This is a genomic window from Providencia sp. PROV109, assembly GCF_033681625.1.
Classification (GTDB): Bacteria; Pseudomonadota; Gammaproteobacteria; order Enterobacterales; family Enterobacteriaceae; genus Providencia; species Providencia hangzhouensis.
In genome coordinates this window covers 2,097,654-2,122,310 of sequence record NZ_CP096320.1, presented here as the reverse complement: position 1 = coordinate 2,122,310, position 24,657 = coordinate 2,097,654, and the positions used below count along the sequence as shown (strand labels likewise).

The 24,657-nt window shown below is 40.1% G+C and carries 19 protein-coding genes; 6 read left to right on the top strand and 13 right to left on the bottom strand.

Annotated features, from left to right (window positions below; genetic code table 11):
• Window positions 1–15: 15 nt before the first annotated feature.
• The 7 genes from sufS to M1F25_RS09745 all read right to left on the bottom strand — a co-directional run bounded on the left by sufS (window position 16) and on the right by M1F25_RS09745 (window position 9,098).
• Window positions 16–1,254 (bottom strand): cysteine desulfurase SufS, encoded by a 1,239-nt coding sequence (sufS, locus tag M1F25_RS09775; RefSeq protein WP_094961760.1) that lies wholly within the window; start codon window positions 1,252–1,254, stop codon window positions 16–18.
• A 5-nt stretch (window positions 1,255–1,259) separates the two neighbouring features.
• Window positions 1,260–2,567: a Fe-S cluster assembly protein SufD gene (gene sufD / locus M1F25_RS09770; RefSeq protein WP_112307417.1), complete on the bottom strand. Its 1,308-nt coding sequence runs from the start codon at window positions 2,565–2,567 to the stop codon at window positions 1,260–1,262.
• Window positions 2,542–3,288 (bottom strand): Fe-S cluster assembly ATPase SufC, encoded by a 747-nt coding sequence (gene sufC / locus M1F25_RS09765; RefSeq protein WP_004263776.1) that lies wholly within the window; start codon window positions 3,286–3,288, stop codon window positions 2,542–2,544. Before sufC ends, sufD begins: the two co-directional genes overlap by 26 nt.
• A gap of 45 nt (window positions 3,289–3,333) precedes the next feature.
• Window positions 3,334–4,833, bottom strand: a complete 1,500-nt coding sequence (gene sufB, locus M1F25_RS09760; protein WP_004263774.1) for a Fe-S cluster assembly protein SufB — start codon at window positions 4,831–4,833, stop codon at window positions 3,334–3,336.
• A 16-nt stretch (window positions 4,834–4,849) separates the two neighbouring features.
• Window positions 4,850–5,218: a Fe-S cluster assembly scaffold SufA gene (gene sufA, locus M1F25_RS09755; protein ID WP_004263773.1), complete on the bottom strand. Its 369-nt coding sequence runs from the start codon at window positions 5,216–5,218 to the stop codon at window positions 4,850–4,852.
• A gap of 410 nt (window positions 5,219–5,628) precedes the next feature.
• Window positions 5,629–6,045 carry a 1,4-dihydroxy-2-naphthoyl-CoA hydrolase gene (gene menI / locus M1F25_RS09750; protein WP_094961759.1) on the bottom strand — a complete coding sequence of 139 codons (417 nt, stop codon included), beginning with the start codon at window positions 6,043–6,045 and terminating at the stop codon, window positions 5,629–5,631.
• The gene (locus M1F25_RS09745) at window positions 6,045–9,098 is read right to left on the bottom strand and encodes an FAD-binding and (Fe-S)-binding domain-containing protein (RefSeq protein ID WP_004263769.1); all 3,054 of its coding nucleotides are present in this window, start codon (window positions 9,096–9,098) and stop codon (window positions 6,045–6,047) included. The genes menI and M1F25_RS09745 overlap by 1 nt, the downstream gene beginning before the upstream one ends.
• A gap of 256 nt (window positions 9,099–9,354) precedes the next feature.
• On the opposite strand from M1F25_RS09745, the gene ydiK reads away from it, so the two are divergent.
• Window positions 9,355–10,470 carry an AI-2E family transporter YdiK gene (ydiK, locus tag M1F25_RS09740; RefSeq protein ID WP_004263767.1) on the top strand — a complete coding sequence of 372 codons (1,116 nt, stop codon included), beginning with the start codon at window positions 9,355–9,357 and terminating at the stop codon, window positions 10,468–10,470.
• A 707-nt stretch (window positions 10,471–11,177) separates the two neighbouring features.
• On the opposite strand, the gene ppsA is transcribed toward ydiK, so the two are convergent.
• Window positions 11,178–13,556, bottom strand: a complete 2,379-nt coding sequence (ppsA, locus tag M1F25_RS09735) for a phosphoenolpyruvate synthase (protein WP_004263765.1) — start codon at window positions 13,554–13,556, stop codon at window positions 11,178–11,180.
• A gap of 291 nt (window positions 13,557–13,847) precedes the next feature.
• On the opposite strand from ppsA, the gene M1F25_RS09730 reads away from it, so the two are divergent.
• From M1F25_RS09730 to M1F25_RS09710, 5 genes are all read left to right on the top strand, one after another.
• Window positions 13,848–14,681, top strand: coding sequence for a pyruvate, water dikinase regulatory protein (locus M1F25_RS09730; protein WP_164565710.1), 834 nt, complete (start codon window positions 13,848–13,850; stop codon window positions 14,679–14,681).
• A gap of 123 nt (window positions 14,682–14,804) precedes the next feature.
• The gene (locus M1F25_RS09725; protein ID WP_004263759.1) at window positions 14,805–15,854 is read left to right on the top strand and encodes a 3-deoxy-7-phosphoheptulonate synthase; all 1,050 of its coding nucleotides are present in this window, start codon (window positions 14,805–14,807) and stop codon (window positions 15,852–15,854) included.
• A 367-nt stretch (window positions 15,855–16,221) separates the two neighbouring features.
• Entirely contained in the window at window positions 16,222–18,366 is a 2,145-nt protein-coding gene (locus tag M1F25_RS09720; protein ID WP_094961755.1) for a TonB-dependent receptor domain-containing protein, read from the top strand.
• Window positions 18,367–18,481: 115 nt separating this feature from the next.
• Window positions 18,482–19,531 (top strand): hemin-degrading factor, encoded by a 1,050-nt coding sequence (locus tag M1F25_RS09715; RefSeq protein WP_181489629.1) that lies wholly within the window; start codon window positions 18,482–18,484, stop codon window positions 19,529–19,531.
• A 617-nt stretch (window positions 19,532–20,148) separates the two neighbouring features.
• Window positions 20,149–20,520, top strand: a complete 372-nt coding sequence (locus M1F25_RS09710) for a helix-turn-helix domain-containing protein (protein WP_004910390.1) — start codon at window positions 20,149–20,151, stop codon at window positions 20,518–20,520.
• 78 nt (window positions 20,521–20,598) lie between these two features.
• Here the strand turns inward: M1F25_RS09710 and M1F25_RS09705 are convergent, their stop codons facing one another.
• The 5 genes from M1F25_RS09705 to arnT all read right to left on the bottom strand — a co-directional run bounded on the left by M1F25_RS09705 (window position 20,599) and on the right by arnT (window position 24,653).
• Window positions 20,599–21,615 carry a lipoate--protein ligase A gene (locus M1F25_RS09705; protein WP_112307420.1) on the bottom strand — a complete coding sequence of 339 codons (1,017 nt, stop codon included), beginning with the start codon at window positions 21,613–21,615 and terminating at the stop codon, window positions 20,599–20,601.
• Window positions 21,616–21,678: 63 nt separating this feature from the next.
• Window positions 21,679–22,164: a C40 family peptidase gene (locus tag M1F25_RS09700; RefSeq protein ID WP_036958662.1), complete on the bottom strand. Its 486-nt coding sequence runs from the start codon at window positions 22,162–22,164 to the stop codon at window positions 21,679–21,681.
• An 82-nt stretch (window positions 22,165–22,246) separates the two neighbouring features.
• Window positions 22,247–22,654 (bottom strand): 4-amino-4-deoxy-L-arabinose-phosphoundecaprenol flippase subunit ArnF, encoded by a 408-nt coding sequence (gene arnF / locus M1F25_RS09695; RefSeq protein ID WP_004263744.1) that lies wholly within the window; start codon window positions 22,652–22,654, stop codon window positions 22,247–22,249.
• Window positions 22,651–22,998, bottom strand: coding sequence for a 4-amino-4-deoxy-L-arabinose-phosphoundecaprenol flippase subunit ArnE (gene arnE / locus M1F25_RS09690; protein ID WP_181489628.1), 348 nt, complete (start codon window positions 22,996–22,998; stop codon window positions 22,651–22,653). The genes arnF and arnE overlap by 4 nt, the downstream gene beginning before the upstream one ends.
• Window positions 22,995–24,653 (bottom strand): lipid IV(A) 4-amino-4-deoxy-L-arabinosyltransferase, encoded by a 1,659-nt coding sequence (gene arnT, locus M1F25_RS09685; RefSeq protein WP_181489627.1) that lies wholly within the window; start codon window positions 24,651–24,653, stop codon window positions 22,995–22,997. Before arnT ends, arnE begins: the two co-directional genes overlap by 4 nt.
• Window positions 24,654–24,657: the final 4 nt, after the last annotated feature.

The window sequence follows — 24,657 nt, the reverse complement described above, 5'->3', positions numbered from 1 at the left end:
CTGTTTCTTATGTGCTTAGCCTAACAATTTTTTGATGCGCTGTAACGCATTGCATAAAGAATCGATTTCTTCTTTGGTGGTGTATATCCCTACAGAAGCGCGGCACATAGCGGGAACTTGGTAATGTTCCATTAATGGTAAAGCACAATGATGCCCAGTACGGATTGCAATGCCATACCTGTCAAGGAAAGACCCAACATCATAAGCATGGTGCTTGCCTAAATTGAAAGCCAGAACACCTTCCCGTTGGTCATTGCCATATAATATAACTGAAGGTATTTCTTGCAATTTCTTAGAAGCATAAGCCATCACTTCAGCTTCATGAGCAAATACATCAGATAAATTTAGTGCATTTAAATAATCAAATGCCGCCCCTAAACCAATAATTGCGCTTACATTCGGTGTTCCCGCTTCAAAGCGCCAAGGTGCGTCAGCAAAAGTGATCCCTTTGGTCAGGCTGACTTGGCGGATCATCGCCCCACCACCTTCCCATGGTGGCATCATATCCAAAATAGCTTTTTTACCATAAAGGATACCAATACCCGTCGGGCCATATAGCTTGTGACCTGAAAACACATAGAAATCACAGTCTAAGGCTTGTACATCAACCTGCTGATGCATTGCACCTTGCGCACCATCAACCAATACCGTGATTTCACCGCCTTTTGAAGCAGCAATTGCTCGTGCTTGCTTGATTATCTCCTGTACGGGATTAACTGTTCCCAATACATTAGAGATATGTGTAAAGCTCAATAATCGCGTACGTGAATCAATGACATCATTTAATACCTCTAACTGTAGCCTACCATCATCAGAAATTGGGATAACTCGGATTTCAAAACCAATTTCTTCAGCTAACATATACCAAGGTACAATATTCGCATGATGTTCCATTTCAGTGATGACAATATTGTCCCCTTCATGGAAATACTTTCGACCAAAACTATTTGCTACTAGGTTAATACCTTCCGTTGTGCCTTTAACAAACACAATTTCTTCATTTGAAGCTGCGTGAATGAAAGCGGCCGCTTTTTGACGAACCTCTTCCATCATTGTCGTGGCATTTGCACTGAGAGTATGTATGCCGCGGTGAACCGCGGCATATTGATGCAGCGTAAACTCACTTTCTTTTTCAATGACTTGCAAAGGCTTTTGTGCACTTGCTGCACTATCCAAATAGACTAATGGATGATTATTGACAGACTGAGATAAGGCAGGGAAATCCTGCCTGACTGAAGCGACATTGAATAGCATGGGGATTAAACCTCCGCTAAGCGCTGGCGGATGTTTGCCATCACAGCGTGTTTTAACTCTTCCGATTCAATAGATTCTGTAAGTTCTGCAGCAAATGCGATGATAATCATATGTTTTGCTGCTTTACCCTCAATGCCTCTTGAACGCAGATAAAACAGTTGTTCGTCATCAATACGACCGACCGTTGCACCGTGACCACACTTTACGTCGTCCGCATAAATCTCAAGCTGAGGTTTAGTATCAATTTCAGCTTTTTCACCTAACAACAACGTATTGTTAGTCATCTGACCATCTGTTTTCAATGCATTCGGCGCTACTTTAATCATGCCATTAAAGACAGCTTTACTGCTATCCATCGCAATGACTTTATGTAGTTGGCGGCTATTACAGTAACCCTTATTGTGCTCCAAATACGTACGAGTATCTGCAATTTCATTGCCTTTAGGCAGCAATAAACTGTTAAGTTCAAATTCTGTATTTTCACCATCAAGGCGAGCACTGGTATGGTTTCGCGTTAATAATGCGCCAAGTAAAAAGCTCGTACTTTTCACCCGACTATCACGCCCAATAACAATATCATTGTGAGCAAAATGCTGAGCCAGACCATTTTCAATATTTAACTTAAAGTGACTAAAATCTGCATTATCACCGACTTCAACCGTTAAACGACTGCCCGTCATGTGCATTTGGTCATTCAAGCTGACATAATGCTCAATCACTTGAGCTTTGCTGTTCGCATCTAACGTTAAATGGTAGCGATACTGGCTAATATTCGTAGCCTGTTTATCACTGCTACCCGTTGAAATATTCAGCAGATACAATGGTTTCTCTGCTATTTTATTTGCAGCAAGATGAACAACTAACGGTTGTACCGCCAAGCTTTCTGTTAAATGCAAGAAAATCTCGCTATTTACAGGCGAAGGAAGCAAGTCTTGGTTATCAAGCAAAGACACTTGGAATGGCCCCATATCAATGGAGCTTAGTGCTGAACTATAGCGCCCATCAATTAAAACAAGGCGATAGGCGTCAATCGGCAGAGCCAATGCTTCACAGTCTTTTGCTTCAACATCGCTATCACTAAAACGATACTGAGCCTCAAGTACCGTATTTAGTGGTGTATAGTGCCAATCTTCATGGCGAAACGCAGGCAAGCCAACTTGTTTTGCCATTTCCCAATGCGTTTTAGCATGTTGAGAATTCACACCGTGTCGTTGCTCAAACAATTCAGAAAAACGTGACATTGCTTGCTCATTGAGCTTTGCAACTTCAGCACGTTTTTGTGCTCTTTCACTGTTGGTCAATAAGCCAGCCATAACCCTGCTCCTCCAGTTTTTTCGCTAAACTGAAATCACCTGATTTGATGATTTTCCCTTGATATAACACGTGGACAAAGTCAGGCTTTACATAATCCAAAATGCGTTGATAGTGGGTTACGATAATAAATGAACGTTCAGGCGAACGTAATGAATTCACACCGTTAGCCACAATTTTCAGCGCATCAATATCTAAACCGGAGTCAGTTTCATCAAGAATACACAATTGAGGCTCTAGAGCTGCCATCTGCAAGATATCGTTACGTTTTTTCTCACCACCGGAAAAACCCACGTTAACAGAACGAGCAAGTAAATCTTCTGGCATTTCTAATAATTTGATTTTATCTTCAATAAAATCTTGGAAATCAAAACGATCTAATGCTTCTTGCTGGCGATATTCTCTGACCGCATTAACGGCGGTTTGTAAGAAAAATTGGTTACTGACCCCTGGAATTTCAACAGGGTATTGGAATGCGAGGAAAACGCCTTCCCCTGCACGCTCTTCTGGATCTAACTCAAACAGGTCTTTACCTTTAAACGTCACTTCACCGCTATCAATTTCATACTCTTCGCGGCCAGCAAGTGTGGCTGATAATGTACTTTTACCAGAGCCATTTGGGCCCATGATGGCGTGAACTTCCCCTGGTTTTACTTCCAGAGATAACCCTTTTAAAATCTCATTACCTTCTACACTCACGTGTAAATCTTTAACACTTAACATATTTACATGCCTTTAGCGCCTTAGCGCAAATAAACTCGATTAGGATCAACCAACACTGTGCTCTAAGCTGATTGCCAGTAATTTTTGTGCTTCTACGGCAAATTCTAATGGAAGCTCCGAGAACACATCTTTACAGAAACCATTTACAATCATTGATATCGCATCGTCTTCGCTGATACCACGTTGTAAACAGTAAAATAACTGGTCTTCTCCAATACGTGAGGTTGTCGCTTCATGTTCGAGCTGTGCCGTATTATTTTTAACTTCCACATACGGGAAAGTATGTGCACCGCACTGTGTACCAATTAACATAGAGTCACATTGGGTAAAGTTACGAGCATTATGTGCACTTGGTAAAATTTTCACTAAACCGCGATAACTGTTTTGGCTTTTACCTGCTGAAATACCTTTAGAAATAATCGTTGAACGGGTGTTTTTCCCGATATGGATCATTTTCGTTCCGGTATCTGCTTGCTGATTACCATTTGTTAATGCAACAGAGAAAAACTCACCGACAGAGTTATCCCCCTTAAGGATAACGCTTGGGTATTTCCATGTGATGGCAGAGCCAGTTTCTGACTGCGTCCATGACATTTTTGAATTTTCACCTTCACACAATGCACGCTTAGTCACAAAGTTCAGGATCCCACCGGCTTCGCTATCTCCACCGGAGAACCAGTTTTGGACAGTCGAATATTTAACTTCGGCATCTTTATGAATAATCACTTCAACAACCGCCGCATGGAGCTGATAGCTATCACGAACAGGCGCAGAACACCCTTCGATATAACTGACATAACTACCTTCATCGGCAATTAAAATCGTACGCTCAAACTGGCCTGTTTTGGCTGCGTTGATCCTAAAATAAGTTGATAGCTCCATTGGACAATGTACGCCTTTTGGTACATACACAAACGTACCATCTGAAGCTACCGCCGCATTTAATGCCGCAAAAAAGTTATCATGGCTCGAAACGACTGACCCGAGATATTTCTGCACCAGTTCAGGGTACTCTTGAATAGCCTCACTGAACGAACAAAAAATAACCCCATGTTTGGCTAAGTCATCACGGTAAGTTGTAGATACCGAGACCGAGTCAAAAATGGCGTCAACCGCAACAGCCTTCCCTTCACGTACAGGAACACCCAATTGGTTAAAAGCTTCTTCAACTTCAGCCGTTAAATAATTATTGGTTTCCGCTACACCTGTGCCTTGGGTTGCACCAGATTGCGAACCACAGGTATCATCACATGAGCCACAAGATGGCGCAGAATAATAGCTATAGTCTTGATAATCGAGATTTGGGTAATTCGCTTTAAGCCAATGAGGCTCTTCCATGCCTTTCCAGTGATTAAAGGCATCAAGACGGAATTGGAGCATCCACTCAGGCTCATTACGTTTTGCTGAAATTGCGCGGATCACATCTTCGTTGATGCCTTTCGCCATTTCATCAGTCGCGACTTCGGTAAAGAAGCCTTCTTTATAACGCTGGTCATCAAGCCAGCTTTGAACATCATCGCCAACTTCTACATTGCTCTGTGACATAATCTGACTTCACATGTTAAACGCCGAAGCTTTCACCACACCCACAGGCATGTTGGGCTTTCGGGTTATTGAATTTGAAAATTTGATTCAGCCCTTCTTGGACAAAATCAACGACTGTGCCATCAATAAATGGCATTGCTTCTTTTGGCACATAAAGATGTGCGCCATCGAGTTCAAATAACAGGTGTTGCTCTGTTGGGTTTTCGATCATTTCAAATACATAACCAAAACCCGCGCAGCCGGACTGTTTTACGCCAAGTGAAAGCCCTTTAGTGTTTGGGTTTTGCACCATCAATTTTTTGATTTGTTTTGCAGCGCTTTGTGTCAGGCTAACTCCCTGCCAATTGTTTTCATCAAATGAAAATGTCTCTACACCGTCAGTCATATTGACCCCACATTTCTTATGGCTTTTCAGCCTGTTATCAGGAGATTAACTCTGCCTACCCTATGGTAATGATTAGCTAATTGACTTCAACCATTTGTTTTAAGAGGTTATAGCTATTTTAGCTCTTTTCTTGCTCATTATCAGGTTAAAAAACAAACAAGCACCTAGCAAAATAAGATTAACCCATTGATAAATAATGAATAAGTAGAGTTGTGTTTTTTATTCAAATTTGTACTAAATAATACACTTAAATGACACAAATTAATAAAGATGCATTTATTATACAACTTAATTAACTTGATAAAAAATGAATTTATAGAAAGAATGGCCATATAACCATACAAGAACAAGGGTTTTATAGGGTGTTCTGGCATTTAATTAGCCAAAAAACCCTATATATAGAATGGTTATTATTCAAATAATACCGCAGTTGTCAGGCGAGAAGTACAACACAATTTGCCTTGTTCATTGAAAATTTCAATATTCCACACTTGCTGGCGACGTCCTAAATGAATAGGCTTACAAATACCTTTTACAACCCCTGAGCGAGCAGCACGAACATGATTTGCATTGATTTCCAACCCGACCACCTTTTGTTCCCCTTCCGAGCACATATAACCCGCAATTGAACCCAAGGATTCGGCTAACACAACAGAAGCACCGCCATGCAATAACCCAAAAGGCTGTTTGGTACGATGATCGACAGGCATTATTCCCTCTAAATAATCATCTCCAATTGCCGTGATTTCAATGCCAAGATGCCCTAACATGCAGGTTTTTGACATTTCAGCGAGTTGTTGCAAATTAAATTGACGTTTCCAAATCATTAAACTATCTCCAACAGTGCTTGAATCGGATGTTTTATCGATACATTTTCCATTCGCTTAACTTGGCTACGGCAAGAATAACCTGAACTTAAACAGCGATCTTTTGGCAAAGAAGACATCGCGCCTTTCCACGATAAATCATAAATTCCTTTTGAATTTTGAAGATTGGCCACTTCGTGCCCATAAGTCCCTGCCATGCCACAACAGCCAACACTAACATTATTTAATGTTTGCCCAAAGCGAGCAAATAACGCTGCCCATTGATTCGCACTATTAGGTAAAGCCGTTGATTCCGTACAATGACCGAAAAAATACCATGGTTGTGTCGAAGCCACTTGCACATTGTGTGGTTCAGGCAATGTCATTAACCACTCATGCGCCAACATCACCGTAAATTGGCACTGTTCTTTACCTAAAATTTCATGGTATTCATCGCGATAACAAAGTACCAGTGCAGGGTCAACACCGACCATTGGTAACTGCAATTTTGCCACTCGATTTAAAAAGTCCGCTGTCTTGCGAGCTGTTTTAGCAAATTTCGCTAAAAAACCTTTGATGTGTTGCGCTTTTCCATTCGGTGAAAACGGTAACAATACAGGTTTAAGACCTAACTTTTCAATTAAGCGGACAAAATCTGCCACCACTTTGGCATCGTAATAGCTAGTGAAAGGGTCTTGAACCACCAGCACATATTTTTCACGCTGTGAATCCGCCATACTTTCAAGTTGTTCAAGCGTAACAGAAACCGCGGCATGGCCTGAAAGTTCTTGTTTTAATGTGGGTTGAGAAAATAACGGTAAATCCACCATACCAATGGTGTGTTGGCTCAGTTTTTGCACCACCGGTTGACGTAAAAAGAAATTAAATACGCTAGGTACCTTGGAAAGTATTGGTGCACTCGCTTCGACGTTTGCAACAATATGGTCCCGAATAGGTCGCAAATAACGCCCATGATACAATGCTAAAAATTTAGCTCTAAATGATGGCACATCAATTTTAATCGGGCATTGTGTTGAGCAGGCTTTACAGGCGAGGCACCCAGCCATTGAAGCTTTCACTTCATGAGAAAAATCATAATCCCCTTGCTTCGCACGCCAAGTATTACGGGTTTTCTCGATTAAGCCTCTTAATGAAGGCTGGTTGTGCGTAATTCCTTTTTCAAGGTGTTCTGGTGTAACGCCTTGTTCCGCTAGCAACCTTAACCATTCACGAACAAGTGTTGCACGGCCTTTCGGAGAATGGACTCGTTGACCACTCACCTTCATCGATGGGCACATTGGGCTCTTTACATCAAAATTGAAACACAGCCCATTGCCATTACACTCCATAGCACCACGGAACTCTTGGCGCATTTGGACTGGAATTTGCCGGTCATACGTTCCTCGCTTGATGTCATCAACCTGCTTCATCGGTGCATCCAACCCCGCAGGTGGGCAAATTTTACCTGGATTCAAACGGTTATCGGGGTCAAATGCCGCTTTAATATTCCGAAGCTCACCGTATAATACATCGCCAAAAAATTCAGGACTATATTGCGCACGGAAACCTTTCCCATGTTCACCCCACAAAAGCCCACCATATTTAGCGGTTAATGCCACAATTTCATCAGAAATTTGTTTCATCAATACTTCTTGCTGCGGATCACACATATCAAGCGCAGGACGGACATGTAATACCCCTGCGTCCACGTGACCAAACATGCCATAATTCAAGTTGTGACTGTCTAATAATGCACGGAATTCCACTATATAATCAGCAAGATGCTCAGGAGGAACACAAGTATCCTCAACAAACGGAATTGGCTTTGCAGCCCCCTTGCTGTTCCCTAACAGCCCAACTGCTTTTTTACGCATGTTATAAATGCGCGTAATATCTTCAAGGTCATGACAGGTTTGATAACCAATCACGCCGGCTTGGTTATTCGCCATTAACTCATCAAGCCGCTGACAAAGGCTTTCAGTTAATTGGTTAATTTCCGCTTCATCATCACCACTAAACTCAACAATATTCAGCCCCAACATTTCCTTATTTGGAATGTCAGTAATCAATGCTTTAACTGAGTGCCAAACAATATCTTCACGCGCTAAATTCAATACTTTCGAGTCAACTGTTTCAACAGACAAGGCTTTTGCATCAACCATAAAAGGTGCATTACGCAATGCGGACTCAAAAGAGTCATATTTGACGTTTACTAAGCGGCGTACTTTTGGCAAAGGTGTGATATCAAGCGTCGCCTCGGTAATAAAGGCTAAAGACCCTTCAGACCCAGTCAAGATACGGGTAAGGTCAAATTCTGTTAGTTCATCATTAAATACATGACGTAAATCATACCCTGTCAGGAAACGATTTAACTTGGGAAATTTTTCTTCAATTAATGGACGTTGCTCTAAACAGCGTTCTAATACTGTTTTATATATACGCCCCACTGTTGAATCTTCTGACGCAATCGTTTGGGCGAGTTCGATAGGCATAGCACGTGTATCTAGGCATTCTCCACCTAACACCATGGCTTTAACGCCTAACACGTGATCAGAGGTTTTACCATATACTAATGAGCCTTGACCTGATGCGTCAGTGTTGATCATTCCACCTAATGTTGCTCGGTTGCTGGTAGATAGCTCCGGCGAAAAGAAATAACCGTAAGGTTTGAGGTATTGATTTAATTGGTCTTTGATGACCCCAGCCTCAACTTTAACCCAACCTTGCTCTGGGTTTATTTCTAAAATCCTATTCATATAACGGGACATATCCACAACAATCCCTTCAGTTAAGGATTGCCCATTAGTTCCCGTCCCACCACCCCGAGGTGTAAAGCTGAGCTCACGAAATTTCGCTTGCCCCGCAAGCCGAGTGATAATTTGTACATCTGCACTCGAACGCGGAAATACAACCGCTTGGGGTAATAGTTGGTAAATACTATTATCTGTTGCCATGGATAAACGCTCAGCATAGCTGGTGCCGTTATCCCCAGTAAAACCCTGTTCTTGTAGCTCATGCAAGAACTCAATAACTAGATGACTAAGATGAGGAGCTTCTGATATACGCGGGATCATTATTAACGATGACTCTTGTTGTTTAGTGTTCGCATTACTCGTTATGTACTATCTTTATTTTAAGTTGCACAATAGTGTCTTAGGTCTATGATGGGTTACCTTCACAGCCTGTAAAGACAGCACAGCCGCTGATGACATTGTCATTATGAACCATATCACAATATTGTTTTTTTTAACCGTGAAAAAAAATTACGTTATTTTCACCTAAAAATTTGCCACAGACACAGAATTTTCATTTGTAAAGGACCAGTCATTAATGGAAAAATCGCAAAAACGCTTGGATCTTCCCAAACTTATTTTCGGCCTATTATCCATCGTTTTAATGATAGCAGCCTGCTTTTGGGTACTTAATCCATTTATTCTTGGCTTTGTATGGGCTGGAATGATGGTAATTGCTACTTGGCCACTATTATTAAGACTGGAAGCTCGCTTATGGCATAAGCGCTGGTTAGCTACATTGGTGATGGTTCTTCTTATATTACTGCTGTTCGTTATTCCATTGGGTATTCTAATTGGCAGTATCATTGAAAATAGCACACCACTTATTGATTTAGCGAAATCGCCGTCAAGCCTAACATTGCCTGATTTAGAATGGCTCAATACCATTCCAATGGTGGGTGAGAAAATTTACTATGCATGGCATAGCTTAGTCGCCAGTGGGGGGAATGCTTTACTTGCTAAAATTCAACCCTATTTTGGCCAAGCTGCTGGCTGGTTTGCTACACAGGCCATTAGCGCAGGAAGATTTGTTTTTCACTTGATGCTAATGCTGCTATTTAGTGGCTTGCTCTATCTTAAAGGCGAATCTGTCATGGTTAGCATCCGTCACTTTGCGGTCCGTCTCGCAGGGATCCGTGGGGATGCTGCCGTCGTGTTAGCGGCACAATCTATTCGAGCTGTTGCCCTTGGTGTCGTCGTCACCGCGCTAATTCAAGCCATCGTCGGAGGAATTGGACTTGCCTTGTCGGGTATTGGTTATGCGGCCATCTTAACTGTCTTGTTGTTTATATGCTGTGTGGCGCAATTGGGGCCTCTACTCATTATGGTGCCATCCGTCATTTGGCTATTTTGGACAGGTGATACGACATGGGGAATTATCCTTGCTATATGGGCCGCCGTTGTTGCCACTATGGATGGCGTTCTTCGCCCATGGCTCATTAAAATGGGGGCTGACTTACCAATGGTTCTGATCCTTGTTGGTGTTATTGGTGGAATTTTATCATTTGGCATGATTGGTTTGTTTATTGGTCCTGTTGTATTAGCCGTTTCATATAGCTTATTAAAAGCTTGGATGAATGAGGTTGCAGTTCCAAGTGAAGACTTAACAGAAACTGAAAAATTTCTAGAAGAAGAGTTTTCGATTAAAAAGTAGTACGTAGTTGATTAGTAGCAGGCATGTTCAAGCAAGACATGCCTGCTAACTTAATAAGTATTGCTCCATTAATATTTAGAAACAATATTTAACATTCTAACGTTAGTATTTAGTCTAATTTATGTTAACATAAATCTATTGAATTAATTCTCTTTAAGTAACAATGAGTAATATTAATATTGAGAGTGTTCTTAATGATTGTATAATATGAATAGTTTAATATTCTATTATTGAATCATATGGATATAAAAAGCTATGCCCCTCCCTTTTTAGGCATCGCTTTATTTAACTGAATTGCTGTGTGTAGTCTTTGCCTGTCAGCCCATGATAGGCTTTTTTTTTATCCTCATTTAATATGAATATTATTCATATCGTAATCAGAACATCACTTTATAATTATTGATTAATATCAATTTTTGACATAACTAGCAGTTTTCATACTCCTTTAGCGTTATATAATTAAATAACTTTCGTTATTTCTATTTAAGATATATTTTCTGTTCAAATCAAATACACAAAATAAGAGTAATTATATTCGTTTTTTATTTATACCTAAAAAGTATTATATGAATATTTATTTAGAACTGTTTGCTATCAACCTATTAATAATAGTATTAATCAATTTCTGTAATAGGTAATTTTAATCAAATAAATGCGAAGGCTGAATGTTATTCACATTCAGCCTTGATAATTAAAAAACGAGATAACTATTGATTCTCAGCTATCGTCAGCCATGTTTGTACCACGGTATCTGGATTCAAAGATAAACTATCAATACCTTCATCTACCAGCCATTGAGCAAAATCTTGATGGTCGGATGGCCCTTGACCACAAATACCTACATATTTGTTTTGTCGTTTTGCAGCCTGTATAGCCATAGATAACATGGCTTTTACCGCATCGTTTCGTTCATCAAATAACTCAGAAACAACACCAGAATCCCTATCAAGACCTAATGTTAACTGAGTCATATCATTCGAACCGATAGAGAAACCGTCGAAATGTTCGAGGAATTGATCTGCCAGTAAAGCATTTGATGGAATTTCGCACATCATAATGACTTTTAGACCGTTTTCACCACGTTTCAAATCATGTTTAGCCAGCTCAGCAACTACAGACTCAGCTTGTGCAACTGTCCGCACAAATGGGATCATAACTTCAACATTCGTTAACCCCATAGTGTTGCGAACACGTTTAACCGCTTCACATTCTAATGCAAAACAGGCACGGAAGCTGTCAGATACATAGCGCCCTGCACCACGGAAACCTAACATTGGATTTTCTTCTTCAGGTTCATAAATATCCCCACCGACTAAGTTGGCATATTCATTAGACTTGAAGTCAGATAAACGGACAATAACGCGTTTTGGCCAGAAAGCAGCGGCTAGAGTAGAAATCCCTTCGGTTAATTTACCGACATAAAATTCAATCGGGTCATCATAACCCGCCATCATTTGGCGAATTTCTGCTTGTAACTCAGGAGATTGCTGATCAAATTCCAGTAATGCCCTTGGGTGAACACCAATCATACGATTGATGATAAACTCAAGTCTAGCTAGACCCACACCTTCATTAGGTAAGCAAGCAAAATCAAATGCACGGTCAGGGTTACCGACATTCATCATGATTTTGACATCTAGGTTTGGCATATCACTCACTTCAGAACTGTGAATTTCAAACGCCAGTTTACCTTCGTACACAAAACCCGTATCACCTTCTGAACAAGAAACTGTCACTTCTTGGCCTTCTTGCAAACGGTCAGTCGCATCACCACACCCCACAACCGCAGGAATGCCTAATTCACGAGCGATAATCGCAGCATGGCATGTACGTCCACCACGATTCGTAACAATCGCAGCGGCTTTTTTCATGATAGGCTCCCAATCAGGGTCTGTCATATCGGTAACGAGTACATCACCCACTTGAATTCTATCCATTTCACTCAAGTTATGTATGACTTTAACAGCCCCAGAGCCAATACGATGACCGATTGCACGTCCTTCAACTAAAACTTGTCCTTGTTGTTTTAATTGATAACGCTCCATCACTTGTTGATTAGAGCGAACGGTTTCTGGCCTTGCTTGGACAATATACAAACGCCCATTATGACCATCTTTTGCCCACTCAATATCCATTGGGCGACCGTAGTGCTTTTCAATCTGTATAGCTTGGCGTGCAAGCTCTTCCACTTCGAGATCAGTTAAAGAGAAACGATTGCGTAGTGCTTCTGGCACATCTTCAATTTGTACTTGTTTACCGTGCTCTTTACTGTTGGCGTACACCATTTGTAATTTTTTAGAGCCCAGGGTACGGCGCACAATTGCAGGACGGTTATTGGCTAACGTTGGTTTATGGACATAAAACTCGTCTGGATTCACGGCGCCTTGCACCACCATCTCACCTAAACCATACGCAGAGGTAATAAATACGACTTGGTCGAAGCCCGATTCAGTATCAATCGTAAACATAACACCCGATGAGGCTAAATCAGAACGTACCATGCGTTGAACGCCCGCGGACAGAGCTACACCGCGGTGATCATAACCTTGGTGAACACGATATGAAATCGCACGGTCATTAAACAATGAAGCAAAAACGTGTTTAATCGCAACTAATACAGCGTCAATTCCTTGAACGTTAAGGAATGTTTCCTGTTGCCCTGCAAACGAAGCGTCAGGCATGTCCTCAGCAGTTGCCGATGAGCGGACAGCAAATGAAGCTTCCGCTTCACCTTCTGACAGTTGTGCGAAAGCATCACGAATATCTTGTTCCAACTCCTTCGTCAATGGTGTATCAATCACCCATTGACGGATCTGAGCACCTGCTACAGCCAGTTGGTTCACATCATCAATATCCGTTTCATCTAGCAGGTTATAAATGCGTTGATTTACACCGCTCTGCTCCAGAAAATCATTAAACGCCTGTGCGGTTGTCGCGAAACCGTTAGGTACGGATACTCCCAGATCAGATAAGTTAGTGATCATTTCACCGAGAGAAGCATTTTTGCCCCCGACACGGTCAACATCATTCATCCCTAATTGGTTATACCAAAGTACATTACACGGAGTGAGGCCATTTGTGGACATTGAAAGCGATCCTTTTATAGCAATTTAGTGACAGAGTACAAATCGTAAAAAATCTCGTTGGCGAAATTTCGCCTCGTGAAATAGACTAGCACAGACGCTAAGAGAAGATGGACTGGTGAATCGTTCCATCACTGAAGAAAACTTTTTTGTTCTAAAAATCGTTCAAAAAATGGCTATAGTTTCCCCTATAAACTAATTTTTAAACTTTAAACAAAGATAATATTTCCCAATATCCAGTGATAAATACAATAGAGACGAATAATGATGAGCGAATTAGGAGCAATGAATAATATGGTAAGCCAAGTTCAACGTACTGTTTTTTTTATTTCTGATGGAACAGCGATAACCGCTGAAACTTTGGGACACGCCGTACTTTCTCAATTTCCTCTGTCATTTATTTCTTATACTCTGCCGTTTGTAACAAGCGAAGCTCGTGCACATGAAATTAAGCAAAAAATAGATATTATCTTCGAAGAAACCCAGTTGCGTCCTTTAGTGTTCTATTCGATTATCTCCCCTGAAGTTAAGCAAATCATTATCCAGAGTGCAGGTTTTTGCCAAGATATCGTCCAAAGTCTAGTCGCCCCAATTCAGAAGGAAGTCGGCCTAGAACCTGAGCCAAAACTCAACCGAACCCATGGCCTATCCATGCAAAATATGAATCAATATGATGCACGTATAGCTGCTATTGAATACACACTGGCTCACGACGATGGGATTTCTTTACGAAATTTAGACCAAGCTCAAGTGATACTAATTGGTGTTTCGCGTTGTGGCAAAACGCCAACAAGCCTCTACTTAGCGATGCAATTTGGTATCCAAGCGGCAAATTACCCATTTACGGCTGATGATATGGATAATTTACAATTACCTGCAGCATTACGCCCATATACACATAAATTGTTTGGTTTAACTATTAGCCCTGAACGGCTAGCAGCTATCCGCGAAGAGCGCCGTGAAAATAGCCGTTATGCATCCATAAGGCAATGCCGTATTGAGATAGCTGAAGTGGAAGCTTTATTTAGACAAAATAAAATCAACTACTTAAATACAACTAACTATTCTGTTGAAGAAATTTCAGCAAAAGTGATTGATACCATGGGCTTACAAAGACGAATCTTTTAATGAATACAAATAAAAAAAATATTCATTCCTGCTAAGTTGGAGGTTGAAATTAAGCCATATTCGTTTATTGTGATCTTAATCACTTATAGGGCATATGCCTATTAAAGTTCTTTGAGAAAGAAAATGCACAAAACTGATGAATTACGTACTGCGAGAGTGGACAGTTTAATTACCCCACAAACTCTTGCTGATGAGTTTCCTATTTCCCAAAAAGTCGCTGAAAACGTGACAGCGTCACGAAAACGCATAGAACAGATATTATCCGGCCAAGACCCACGTTTACTGGTCATTGTCGGCCCTTGTTCCATTCATGACATTGATGCCGCTATTGAATACGCTAAAAAACTAAATGTGTTAAGAGAGCGTCATCAAGACCGTTTAGAAATTGTCATGCGAACTTACTTTGAAAAACCACGTACTGTCGTTGGTTGGAAAGGGTTAATTTCTGACCCTAACCTCGATAATTCTTGCCAAGTCAACACTGGTATCCGGTTAGCTCGTAAATTATTGATTGAAGTTAACCAGTTAGGGTTAGCCACGGCAACCGAATTCCTTGATATGGTCACGGGCCAATATATTGCCGATCTCATTAGTTGGGGAGCAATTGGCGCTCGCACAACAGAAAGCCAAATCCACCGTGAAATGGCATCCGCATTGTCCTGTCCTGTAGGTTTCAAAAATGGCACCGACGGCAATATTAATATTGCTATTGATGCGATAAGAGCTGCAAAGGCGCAGCATATGTTTTTATCGCCGGATAAGAATGGCCAAATGACCATTTACCAAACCAGTGGTAACCCGCATGGCCATATCATTATGCGTGGCGGTAAACAGCCTAATTACACGGCTGGTGACTTAGCAGCAGCCTGTGACAAACTGCGTAAATTCGAATTACCAGAGCATTTAGTGGTCGATTTCAGCCATGGTAATTGCCAAAAAATTCATCGTCGCCAACTCGAAGTTGCACGAGATATTGCGGAGCAAATAAAAGATGGCTCGACCGCTATCAGTGGAGTGATGGCAGAAAGCTTCTTAGTTGAAGGCACACAAAAAGTGGTTTCTGACCAACCGTTAGTTTATGGCCAATCTATTACCGACCCATGTCTTGGCTGGGAAGATACCGAACAACTTATTGAAATTCTTGCTCAAGCTGTTGAGTCACGCTTTAAATAAGCCAAATCATTCCAATTTTTTTATTATGAGCCCTTTAGTGAACATAGAAACTAAAGGGCTTTTATATTTACAAAAAAAATAATTATCATTTAATGCATAATTAAATAATATAATAATCTAATTAATAAAATAAATACAGAATTTTAATCCAAAAAATCCTTGACCCACCTCGCGCCAACGATAATAATTCTCACTACAAACTAATTTATCCGTTAGAACTTCTGTAGCCTAGCCCATTATTCGCTACGACATTACAGGGCTAAATAGTTCTAATAAATAAATGAGTTACATAAATATTTATTGCATGCCACCCAGATTATTTATCCAGGCAGCCAGCAAATTCTGAAACCAAAGGAAAGGATTTCCTATGCTGTTTAAATCGATGCCTGCATCAATCCATCAAGATCATAAAATATCACTCTCAGCTATTGCTGCCACCGTTGTAATGACCGGGTTTAGCAACACCGCTTTAGGTGAAAACTTATCGACTCCAAAAGCGAATACCCGCGACATTATTCACGTTTCGACCTCACCTCTTAGTTTAGAAAATATCGCTGTAGCAGAACAAGTCGATGTAATTGATGCAAAAGCGCCTGAATATCAATCTGCGACATCCGCCTTAGATTTACTGAAAGGCCAAGCTGGAGTATTTGTTTCTGGTTCTAATAGCACTTATGGCCAGGGCATTCAAATGCGGGGTTATGATTCACGAGGTGTTAAAGTCACCGTTGATAATATCACCCAAGACTTTTATTCCGGCTTATATGAAGCTACATTTATTGACCCCACCTTAGTAAAAAAAGTCTACGTCCATAAAGGCGCATCATCTGTACATCATGGCGGCGGGGCGTTAGCCGGAGTCGTATCATTCAAAACAATAAATGCAGCTGACATATTAAAACCAGGGCAAAAAATCGGTGGTCAGGTCTTTAGCGGTATTAACCGTAATGATCACGGTTACTATGCAGGTGCAACGCTATTAGGCAGAACTGAATCAACAGATACTCTGTTTACCTATAGTCAACGTAAAAAGCACCTACTCGGCTCACCCGAGTTTGAAGAGGTTGATAATACTGAACAGCTAAGCAACTGGATGCTCAAAAGCAGCTGGCTTGCCCACCCTTCATATAACTTGACGTTACAATTAAAAGAATACCGCAACAACAGTTTAGGGGTAAAACAACCCGCTAAACCTTCAGAAAAAAATAGATATCCAAATACACCGCATGAAAGACAAAGCCATCAGCGAGATGTTGCCATTAGCCAATTTTTTACACCCAAAAATGAGGTAAATTGGCAAGCCCAGTGGGATATTTATTATACAGATTTATATTTAGATCAAACTGATACAGTTAAGGTCAAGAGCAAACCAAAAGAGTATGGCTCTGAAACGCGAAATCAATATACCTATGGGACTAAATTTACTAATAGCTTCACTTTACCTATGTATAACTGGGTAAATCATCATATTCAAAGTGGTTTCGAATATTATCAGCAAAAGCAAACGTCAAATCAGTATGCAATAAGTTATCCACCAGCAGAACTTGATAACCTGTCTGGCTGGTTAGTCAATGACATGACATTGCATCAATTACCGTTAACTTTATCAATTGGAACGCGCTTTACACAATACCGTGCATCGAGGAATAATTTCCCTGAAAATAAACATATCAACTTGTCATCCCGTATGGCTGTTAGTATTACTCCAACCCATTGGCTCAATCTTTACTCATCATACGCTGAAGCATACCGTACCCCACGTATGTCCGAGCTTTATAACAATTCTAACCATTTCACTATACCCTTTTTTGGCACTCCCTCGAACTTTCGCCCATCGCCTGATTTACGTCCAGAAACGAATAGAACCCTCGAAACAGGTATAAAAATCAGTTTTGATGGGGTATTTATTGATAATAGCGACCTTCAATTCGGTTCAACCTACTTTAAGACCAAAGCTAAAAACCATATTGCCCTTGAAGGTCTTTATACGCCAAGGTATGGCCAATGGTTCCCAGATGAGCTTTATTATATCAATATCCCCAGCGCATCCATTTATGGCATTGATAGCTTTATAAGCTACAGAACACGGTGGTTTGAATTAAATATCAATCACAATAAAACCACAGGTAGAGAAGACGGCTCACATTATTCTCTTTCGTCTATACGTCCTGAAACACTAACGGCTCGATTCAATGTACCGGTTGCTAGTACTGGCTTTACTCTAGGTTGGATAGGGGAATTCTCTGCAAGAACGCAACTTCAAGGTAACGATAAATATAAAAAGTGGCATCACAGATCTGATAAAGGCTTAGACCGCTATCATAAAGAAGTCATTCAATATGCGGGCTATAGCATTCATGATTTCTATGTGAATTACCAAGCAGATCAATTCATAAAAGGGTTAAGTTCGACTCTCACAATGAAAAATGCATTTGATAAGCCATATCTATCTTCCACTGGCGTACCCCAAGAAGGTCGGAACTTTTATCTCAACATGAATTACAACTGGTAGTTAAGTAGTAAAAAACCATGTTATCAACTGATTTTATTAAATTTATCAGCAGTATAAAAAATAAATCAGTTGATAACTTTTCACTATGTCTTTTAATTTTATTAAGGAAAAATTTGTGAATTCAAACCTCTATAATGATTACCTGCAAGCTAAGAAAATGCACTCTGATAAGCACTCCCAAGAAATAGCGGCCTTACTTAGCGTATCGGAGGCCCAACTAATTCATTGTCGTGTCGGTAAAGATAATGTTCAACGATTGGTCAGTAAACCTATTGATATCTTGCAAGATTTAACCACAATAGGCAAAGCTATAGGGATCACTCGTAATCAGTACGCTGTTAGTATTCAAACGGGTGCATACAATAACCCAAAATTTAGTAACCACGGTGGGCTATTTCTAAACCCTAAAGCATTAGACTTACGCATGTTCTTTGCGCAGTGGAGCTCAGTTTTTGCACTCACTGAAAAAATGCCAGAGGGAACTCGCCACAGTATTCAATTTTTCGATAAATATGGTGATTCGTTACACAAGGTCTTTTCCACCGACAACTCTGATATAGCTGCTTGGCAAGCCATGATAGAGCGCTACAGCACATCAGAGAATCCGCCTATCGAACCTAAAACAATTTCGCTATTTTCAGAACAGAAAATTAGCGAAGAACTCGCCTCTCAATTAGAGCAACAATGGCGTGAGATGACCAATGTTCATCAGTTTTTTGGTATATTAAAGAAACACAATTTAAGTCGTCAGCAAGTTTTTCGTGTCGTTAGCCAAGAATTAGCATGGCAAGTCCCTACTACGGCTTTATCTGAATTACTCTCTCTTGCATACCATGCAAAAAATGAAGTTATGCTCTTTGTAGGAAACCGTGGGTGTGTGCAAATATTTACAGGAAAAATAAATGAACTATCATCACTCTCTGTTGAAAGTTCTCAAACTGATTGGTTAAATGTTTCAAGTACAAACTTTAAACTTCATATCATTGAAAATGGCATTTCTGAGTGCTGGGTCACACGTAAGCCAACTAAAGATGGATTTGTGACAAGTCTTGAGGTCTTTGATACCCAAGGTAACCAAATTATTCAAATGTATGGCCAGCGTATTGAAGGCACTCCTGAACAAATAGAATGGAGCAAGCAAATTCTTTCGATATCTCGCATATAATAAAAGAATAATAAGAAAGTAGATAATCTGTCATGGTAATTTTCTAAATACTTTTCAATCAGAAATTGTGGTTTGAATTAGACATGAAAATTGCCATAGACCCTTTACCTCATTAATTCACGCCACTTTTTGATATAGAAATAGAATAATCATCCATCTCCCGCATAAAGTATTTAACTTACCGCATATATTAGTTATTCATACTACGAAAACTGTAGTTACAAGCACTTTCAATCATAACAATTACCTCGGAATTTCCTGTTTATTGTTATAGAAATACGATTATAAATGAAGCAATAATATTTCAATTATTTACTTGGTTAATAATTTCGAATAGCTTAAACAATTTTTTTGAATATAATGAAAATTTTCTCTTTTTCTCACCTACAAAAATGACATGACAATATAGACACTTGAATTAAAAGAGTTTTAAACATACAATATTGAATGTTTAAAATGTTAATTTTTTCAACATCTATTGTACTGATAGTTATTATCATTAAAAAACCGCACGTTTAGCCTATCGATATATCGGAAAAACAGGAAGAATAGACCCTAATTTCGTGAGTTATTATTAGTTATTAATGAACAATAGCCTACTTGAGTAGGAGGTAAATATGTCAGAAAGTGTAGTCAACGATATTGTTAAATGGCTTGAAAGTCAGTTGCAGCGCAATGAAGGCATCAAAATCGACACAATTGCCGATAAAAGCGGCTATTCAAAATGGCATTTACAGCGTGTTTTCAAAGAAATGAAAGGCTGCACGCTTGGTGAATACGTCCGTAAACGTCGTTTATTAGAAGCAGCTAAATCATTACGTGAAGGCAACTTACCTATTCTTGATATCGCATTGCAATATGGCTTTAGTTCACAGGCGACATTTACCCGCATCTTTAAAAAGCACTTTGATACAACGCCTGCAAAATTTCGCCAATCAGGTGAATTACCTGAATGCAAAAACTTTATGACTTGTAGCTGTCATAACTGATTATTTTAGAACATCCCTTCCTATTAGTTATTTGCAATTTTGAAGTCTATGTCTGAGCCGACTATGTCGGCTCTTTTTTTAACTTAATTCATGAACTAACCAGTTTTCCAAATCAGCTAACTGCTCCTGCAATTGAGGCCATTTTACGGCCATTTGTTTACCTAAAGAGCGTATTGTTTCTGTCTGATATGTTTTACCCGTCAATTGCTCACTTAACCACTCCAAAGGAGATGGGTCTAAGCTATCTGTAAAAAACTGACAGCGATTTATCACGCCTTTTTCGATATCAAAATGAAACTCAATTCCTCCCCAAGAAAAACGTGTATCTGAATAGTGAGTAAACGCTGGTGCTTGCCCAAAATTCCATTCCCAACTACTTTGCTTAGCAAAAGCTTCTGGAAAATTTGGTAAATCAGGGAGTTTTTCAGGAGAAATATACTCCGCTTCGACCGTTTCACCGAAGTAATTAAAAAAACTTTTAATTATTCCCTCACAAACAATTTCATGAGAAATATTAGGAACAAGCTCAGACAAGTTAGCCACACGAGAACGCACTGACGTAATCCCTTTTGCCTGTAATTTTTTAGGATCTGGATTCAGGTAATTAGCTAAACGACTTAAATCTGCATTAATCAGCAAGGTTCCATGGTGAAAACCTCTATCTTTCGTTTCTCTGTATGCAGAACCGGATATTTTTCGCGGACCACTTTCTGTATCTAAAACCAAATCATTGCGACCTGAAATTTGTGCGTTAATACCGACCTGTGCTAATCCATCAACAATGATTTGTGTAGAAACTGTTTTATCATATTCTGGCTTTCCCGCCATAAATGTGAAACAAGTGTTACCTAGATCATGAAAGACAGCACCACCGCCACTACTGCGCCGAGCTAAACGAACATTATCTTCTTCCATCCGCCGTGTATTACATTCTTTCCACGGATTCTGAGCGCGCCCTATGACCACGGTATCCGCATTTCTCCAAAGAAACATAACACGTTGGTCGGTTGGCATTTGTCGGAAAATAGTTTCTTCAACCGCAAGGTTAAACCAAGGGTCGTAGGATTCTGAGATGAGTAAACGTACTGTTGACATTGAGCTATCCTTAAAACAAAACTTGCCCTTAAGATAGCATAATCACTGAATAAAATAGTGAATTTAGATACGTCTTGCTTGCCAAAACACTTTTCGCCAATAAACATTATCCATTGATGAACGAATTACCCCTTTACTCGTTGATGCGTGAATGAATGTATTATCGGTATCGTAAATCCCCACATGCAATCCATTCTCCCCTGAACCTGTTTTAAAGAACACCAAATCCCCTGGCATCAAATCAGATTTATCAATCCGTGTGCCTAATTGAGTTTGATCTACTGTTGTTCGAGGTAACTGAATGGCAAAACGGTCGTTAAATGTGCGATAGACAAAACCGGAACAATCCACACCATTTTGATTCATTCCACCATAATGATAAGGCGTACCATACCACTGCTCTAGCTGGTCTTTTAATTGCGCTATCGTCATGATTGGGTCTGATAATTGTGTTTTTAATGGCGGCGGCGTTCTTTTAACGGATGTCGATGAACAACCAATTAAAACTAAACACAATAATAGTGGTAGGTGTTGTATTTTGATAACCATAAAGCACCTTATTTATCTATCTTATTGCGATAACTTGCTTATATTATAGTGCGTGAAGACTATAATATAAGCAACTAAGAAATTATTCCGTTCTATCACTTGGTGATTTATTGGGCCGGCTAATTAGCCATACCCCTAATAAAATAAAGCCAATTCCAATGGCCTTTAGTCCTGTCGCAGGTTCATTAAACCAAGGTAAGAAAACTGCTAATAAATAAACGAAAACATAGCTTAAGCTAATAAGCGGATAAGCTTTATTCAATGCTATGTGTTTTAAAGCTAATAGCCAACATAACATCGATAACGCATAACAAACTAACCCTAAAAAAATAATTCCTAAGCTAGTAATATTTGCGAGTAACCACTCTAATTGTAGCCAATGCCAGCCAAGTGTGAATGAGGGTAGTTCAACTACCCCGGCTTTTAAGCTCAGTTGAGCGACTGTGACTAATAAAGCACTGCTAATCACCCACAAATAACCCTTGTTCATACGCCGATACTCATTAGCAAAATACCAAACATAATGGCAGCAACCCCTAACCAGTGGTTAAGCCCAGTTTGCTCTTTATAAACAAACTGGCCAATTAAAGTAATTAATACAAAATTAATACTTAACATTGGATAAGCGATACTCAGCGGCATGGTTTCCAATAATTTCAACCAAAACAACATGCCAAGGCCTAGCATAAAAACCGCCAGCACCAGCCACCGTAAGGCTGATGCTGTTTTATTGGTTTTATTACTCTGCCAATTGACGACGGCTTGCTTTTGAGCCACTTGCCCAACGCAGGTCAAAACGCTAACCAGCAATAACAGCAGTAGTTGTGCAATCATTGTTGATGGTAAACCACAATCGCCATACGTGAATTTTTAATGACTTCATCTGGCTTAGGAATATCCGGTAACCCTTCTTTACGGCCTAATAAAAAGACAACAGTTACCTGCCCTTCTTTACGTGCTTTTTCTAGCCACTGTGCAAATTGATCCGGTTTAACTAAGCGATGTTGGCTATCTGGGTATTCCAAACCGTAACTTAGCTCTCCACTACTATTGTATAAATAGATATTGGAATTTTGTGTTTCCCACGCAAGGCCTGCTGCGACCCCAACATTACTTGCCATCAAATATTTGCTATTCATCAGTAAATCATGATTTTGATGAATAAAGTTTTGAGGTAATTTAGAATCGATGGTGTTGTTCGGCAGAGCACTACCAATACACAAACTCACGGCCAAAGAGCACGAGGCTGCCCATAACCAATATTTAGCATTTAATACCGTACATAGGTAACCGATAATCGCCCAAATAGAAAATGCAACGACACCTAACACCATTTTTGACCATTCATCAGGTTCGTATAACGGTTTTTTGATCACCGTGCTCACGACAATTACCGCTATAACCGCAGCGACCCCTAATACAACATTAATGATCCCATTGGCTTTCAATGCTTTCATTTTACCATTACGAACGCAATCAACCCCATACTTCGCCATAAGCAATGCCAATGGCGCCATAAACGGTAACATATACGTTGGTAACTTACCGCGGGAAATACTGAAAAAGATAACAGGAACAACAAACCAGCACAGTAAGAAAAACATATCGGGGCTAGATTTACGTTCTTTCCAGCCTTTCATTATCGCACCTGGCAACAGCCCTGCCCATGGAATAGCGCCAAGAATGATAATTGGAATATAATACCAAAACGGTGCAATATGCTGCGCATCATCTGCTGTGAAACGCTTAATGTGCTCAATCCAAAAGAAATAGTGCCAATAGTCTGGTTCTTGTTTTGCAACCGCCAAAGCCCATGGCAAACTGATAATAACCGCCGAAATTATTGCAAGCGGCCCGTACTTAAGTAACTCAAGGAACCGCTTTTGATAGATTGTGACAGGAAGCATGACTATCACGGGGATCGCAAGGGCTAAAAAGCCTTTAGTCATAAATGCCATGCCACAAGCCAGCCCAAGACAAAGCCATGCCGCTAGTTTAGATTTTACTTCTCTCGATTTCATTGCCCACAAACAACAGAACATGCTTGCCGCTATCCATAAAGACAACATTGGGTCGAGTACACTGTAAGTTCCGATGGAGAATACCAAGAACATTGAGATATAAATGAGGCTAGCAACATAAGCAACGTGGTTATTACGCCACATCATTTTTGCCATACGGTAGACAAGTAATGCACTGAGGAAAATACAAAAAACCGAACCAAAGCGAACAGCAAAATTAGTTTCACCAAAAATCATTTGGCTAATATTGTTTATCCAGTAACCTGCTACTGGTTTTTCGAAATAACGTACATCCAGCATGTAAGGAACAATCCAATCCCCACGCTGTAACATTTCACGGCTAATTTCCGCATATCGTGTTTCATCTGGTTGCCAAAGTAAACGGCTATCCAACGGCAATAAATAGGTTAAGATAAAAAAAAGAGCCAGCAGAGAGGCTCCTACTTTGCTCGCTCGGTTATTCAACATAGGT

What these genes read in the sequence shown, in the direction of transcription:
- sufS (WP_094961760.1), bottom strand. Translation starts at nt 1,254, where the DNA reads ATGCTATTCAATGTCGCTTCAGTCAGGCAGGATTTCCCTGCCTTATCT.
- sufD (WP_112307417.1), bottom strand. Translation starts at nt 2,567, where the DNA reads ATGGCTGGCTTATTGACCAACAGTGAAAGAGCACAAAAACGTGCTGAA.
- sufC (WP_004263776.1), bottom strand. Translation starts at nt 3,288, where the DNA reads ATGTTAAGTGTTAAAGATTTACACGTGAGTGTAGAAGGTAATGAGATT.
- sufB (WP_004263774.1), bottom strand. Translation starts at nt 4,833, where the DNA reads ATGTCACAGAGCAATGTAGAAGTTGGCGATGATGTTCAAAGCTGGCTT.
- sufA (WP_004263773.1), bottom strand. Translation starts at nt 5,218, where the DNA reads ATGACTGACGGTGTAGAGACATTTTCATTTGATGAAAACAATTGGCAG.
- menI (WP_094961759.1), bottom strand. Translation starts at nt 6,045, where the DNA reads ATGATTTGGAAACGTCAATTTAATTTGCAACAACTCGCTGAAATGTCA.
- M1F25_RS09745 (WP_004263769.1), bottom strand. Translation starts at nt 9,098, where the DNA reads ATGATCCCGCGTATATCAGAAGCTCCTCATCTTAGTCATCTAGTTATT.
- ydiK (WP_004263767.1), top strand. Translation starts at nt 9,355, where the DNA reads ATGGAAAAATCGCAAAAACGCTTGGATCTTCCCAAACTTATTTTCGGC.
- ppsA (WP_004263765.1), bottom strand. Translation starts at nt 13,556, where the DNA reads ATGTCCACAAATGGCCTCACTCCGTGTAATGTACTTTGGTATAACCAA.
- M1F25_RS09730 (WP_164565710.1), top strand. Translation starts at nt 13,848, where the DNA reads ATGGTAAGCCAAGTTCAACGTACTGTTTTTTTTATTTCTGATGGAACA.
- M1F25_RS09725 (WP_004263759.1), top strand. Translation starts at nt 14,805, where the DNA reads ATGCACAAAACTGATGAATTACGTACTGCGAGAGTGGACAGTTTAATT.
- M1F25_RS09720 (WP_094961755.1), top strand. Translation starts at nt 16,222, where the DNA reads ATGCTGTTTAAATCGATGCCTGCATCAATCCATCAAGATCATAAAATA.
- M1F25_RS09710 (WP_004910390.1), top strand. Translation starts at nt 20,149, where the DNA reads ATGTCAGAAAGTGTAGTCAACGATATTGTTAAATGGCTTGAAAGTCAG.
- M1F25_RS09705 (WP_112307420.1), bottom strand. Translation starts at nt 21,615, where the DNA reads ATGTCAACAGTACGTTTACTCATCTCAGAATCCTACGACCCTTGGTTT.
- M1F25_RS09700 (WP_036958662.1), bottom strand. Translation starts at nt 22,164, where the DNA reads ATGGTTATCAAAATACAACACCTACCACTATTATTGTGTTTAGTTTTA.
- arnF (WP_004263744.1), bottom strand. Translation starts at nt 22,654, where the DNA reads ATGAACAAGGGTTATTTGTGGGTGATTAGCAGTGCTTTATTAGTCACA.
- arnE (WP_181489628.1), bottom strand. Translation starts at nt 22,998, where the DNA reads ATGATTGCACAACTACTGCTGTTATTGCTGGTTAGCGTTTTGACCTGC.
- arnT (WP_181489627.1), bottom strand. Translation starts at nt 24,653, where the DNA reads ATGTTGAATAACCGAGCGAGCAAAGTAGGAGCCTCTCTGCTGGCTCTT.